Annotated in this window: 3 protein-coding genes and 1 pseudogene; 1 reads left to right on the forward strand and 3 read right to left on the reverse strand. The window is 73.8% G+C overall.

Features of this window, described 5'->3' with window-relative positions:
- From ABZ896_RS52430 to ABZ896_RS52440, 3 genes and pseudogenes are all read right to left on the reverse strand, one after another.
- Nucleotides 1-142, reverse strand: a pseudogene (locus tag ABZ896_RS52430) (ABC transporter permease); the annotation flags it as partial.
- Between the two features lie 74 nt (nucleotides 143-216).
- The gene (locus ABZ896_RS52435; RefSeq protein ID WP_360946542.1) at nucleotides 217-1,191 is read right to left on the reverse strand and encodes an ABC transporter ATP-binding protein; all 975 of its coding nucleotides are present in this window, start codon (nucleotides 1,189-1,191) and stop codon (nucleotides 217-219) included.
- A gap of 131 nt (nucleotides 1,192-1,322) precedes the next feature.
- On the reverse strand, nucleotides 1,323-2,516 hold the full coding sequence (locus ABZ896_RS52440; RefSeq protein WP_360946536.1) for an NYN domain-containing protein: 1,194 nt from the start codon (nucleotides 2,514-2,516) through the stop codon (nucleotides 1,323-1,325).
- A gap of 230 nt (nucleotides 2,517-2,746) precedes the next feature.
- Here ABZ896_RS52440 and ABZ896_RS52445 point away from each other — a divergent pair, with 230 nt between their 5' ends.
- Nucleotides 2,747-2,911 carry a hypothetical protein gene (locus tag ABZ896_RS52445; protein ID WP_360946539.1) on the forward strand — a complete coding sequence of 55 codons (165 nt, stop codon included), beginning with the start codon at nucleotides 2,747-2,749 and terminating at the stop codon, nucleotides 2,909-2,911.
- Nucleotides 2,912-2,997 lie beyond the last annotated feature (86 nt).

A 2,997-nucleotide genomic window follows, 5' to 3' on the forward strand; every position in this document is an offset into this window, starting at 1 on the left:
GGGCCCGCGACAGCTGCGCCCGGTACACGGCCGCGAGCGCGGGCCACAGCCGCGCGCGCGGCCCGAGCTCGGCCGCGCCGGACGCCGTCTCCAGGACGACGGGCGCGCTGCCGGGCAGCACCTCGGCGGGTACGACACTCACGTGGCTCTGCTCCTCTTCGCTCCGGCGGTCGCCCTCTTGCGTACGGATACGCCGGTCCGCGTACTCAAAGGTGCTCACGCCTTCACCAACCCCTGCTGCGCGGCCCCGCCCAGCGCCAGGTACACGTCCTCCAGGCTGGGCGTGGCCAGCGTGAAGTCGTCGAGCGCGGCGAAGGCCGCCCCGCCGGTGACGGTGGCGACGACCGCGCGGGCCTCCTCGGGGGCGAGCCGCAGCGTCCAGCGGCGCCCTGCGGCGACGGCCCGGTCCTGGAGGGCGGCGACCTCGGGCACGTGCAGCGGGGCGGTCTCCCGCCACACCAGGTCCACGCGCACCTCTCCGGCGACCTGCTCCTTGAGGCCGTTCGGGGTGTCGCAGGCGATCACGCGCCCCTGGTCGAGCACGGCGACCCGGTCCAGGACGGTCTCCGCCTCGATGACGTTGTGGGTGACGAGCAGCACGGTCGTGCCGCGCTCGGCCCGGCGCCGGTCCACGGCCGACCACACGGCCCGCCGCGCCACGGGGTCCATCCCGGTCGTCGGCTCGTCGAGCACCAGCAGCGGCCGTTCCCCGACCAGCGCGGCCGCGAAGCACGCGAGCCGCCGCTGGCCGCCGGACAGCTTCTTGAGCGGCCGCCCGGCGAGCGGGGTGAGCCCCAGCTCCTCCAGTACGGCGTCCCGCTCGTCCCGCGCCTGCCGGGCCTCCAGGCCGCGCAGCCGGCCGGTGGTCTCCGCGGCGAGCGACACGGTCAGCTCGTCGAGGGCGCTGGACTCCTGGCCGAGGTAGGCGAGGATCCGCGCGGCCCGGTCGGGGTGGCGCACGATGTCGTGCCCGAGGATCTCGACGCTCCCGGAGTCGGGCCGCATGAGTCCGGTGAGCTGGCGCACGAGGGTGGTCTTCCCGGCGCCGTTGGGTCCGAGCAGCCCGAAGATCTCCCCGCGCCGCACATCCAGCCGCACGTCATCGGTGGCCCGCACCTCGGGCGTCGCCGGCGCCCCGCGCCGCCCCCGCACCGCCGGATAGGTCTTGGTGAGCCCGCGCACCGCACACACGACATCCCCACGATGCCGAAGTGCCTGCCCCACACGCGTACTCACAAGGGACGAGCCTAAGGGGTCGGGGGTGCCGCGCGGTTCCCGGGTGCCCTCTCACACCCGAATCCACCGCAAAACACAATCTCCGCTCACTCGCCGGCGGGCGCGTGCTCGGCCGCCGTCCGCACGTCGATCTCGCGCCAGAACCCGGCGCGGATCGCATAGCGGTCGTGTTCGTCGATCTGGTCGTCCTTGTGGGCGAGCAGCCCGAACCGCGCCGCGTACCGCAGCAGCTCGCCGTCGATCCGGTGCGGGACCCGCGGGTACATCCCCGACAGCCGGATCAGATGCGCCTGGTCCCCCAGCCGCTCCATCCACCGCCGCGCGAAGACCTGCCCCACCTCGAAGGGGTCGCCCCCGACCGTGGTGATGTCCTCCTCCCGGTCGGCCCACCGCTGCTCCGCCGTGGTCAGCTGCGCCAGCGTCGGCATGGACGCGGCCTCGGGCGACTCGGCGGGCGGCCGGTCGACCCACCCCTTGTCGGACGACCACCGCAGCGTCGCGGAGGACGGCTGCGGCGCGGGCTGCACCCCGGGCGCCCGCAGCGCGGCGAGGTCCTTCGGCGTGGGCACCCCCTTGGGCGCCGGTACCCGCTCCTGCGCGCCGTTCTCCGAGGCGGTGGTGTGCTCGCCCTCCTCCCGGGCCCGCTCCGGCGCGGACTCCGGCAGCGGCGCGGAGAGGATCGCGGCGATCTCCGGCCGTGGCACCGGCGGCGGCGCGCACACCCCGCCGAGCTCCTTCGCGCGTACGGCCTTGGTGATCCACGTGCGGTCCAGCACCCGCCGCTCGTCCGCCTCGGCGACCAGGTCCTCGGACTGGTTGTAGTCCCCGTCGGCCGCCTGCACGGCCCACAGGTGTACGGCGACGCCGTGCTCCTTCGCGGCCATCATGCCCGGCAGCAGATCGCCGTCGCCGGTCACCAGCACCACGTCCGAGCAGGCGCGGTTGCGGGCCAGCTCGGTGAGCTCGGCGTGCATGGCGGCGTCCACGCCCTTCTGGGCCCAGCGGCCGTCGCTGCGGGTCAGGGCGCCCAGCCGGACGGTGACCCGGGGCATCACGCGCAGCCGGCGGTGCTCGGGCTGCGGAACCCGGTCGGGGGCGCCGTCGAACCAGTAGATGCGCAGCAACGGGCGCTCGGTGTCGGACTCGGCGCGGTCGCGCAGCCCCTGGACGAGGGCGGCGTGGTCGACGGTGATACGGGATCGCGAGGGCTCCCCGGCGAGGAGGCTCGCGGCGGCCCCGAGCAGATACCCGGCGTCCACCAGGACGATGCAGCGGTCCACGCGACTCACCCTCTTCCGAGGCGGCTTTACTTCGGGCTTGCTTCGAGTCTGCCCGACCGCGCGGGGGTTAACGGCCCGAACTCGATCTTCGGCGTGGCGTTTCGGGGCATCGGGCCGGGCGCGCGCCCCGACAAGGCCTGTCACACACGGTAATTATCCGACATGCGCCTCTTATCAGCCTATGTGAGTCTGATCCCGGCCCCTAGATCCCCCACAGGAGGCAGATCACCATGGCCAAGAACAAGAACCGTGACCGTAAACAGCCGCAGTCCGAGCGTGGACAGCAGCAGGCACAGCAGTCCTCGATGCAGGACCAGGCCGAGCAGCGCATCTCCCAGGTGACGCCCGCCGATGTCGCCCGCAAGGGCCGGCAGAAGCGCTTCGGCCACAACTGACCGCACAGAGGGGCGCGTCCGTGAACGGACGGGCCAGCAGGCCGGCGCGGCAGATCTCCGCCATGTACGCCGCCTCGTTGAGGCCG

Origin of the sequence: Streptomyces sp. NPDC047072, from assembly GCF_040643855.1 — a bacterium.
Classification (GTDB): domain Bacteria; phylum Actinomycetota; class Actinomycetes; order Streptomycetales; family Streptomycetaceae; genus Streptomyces.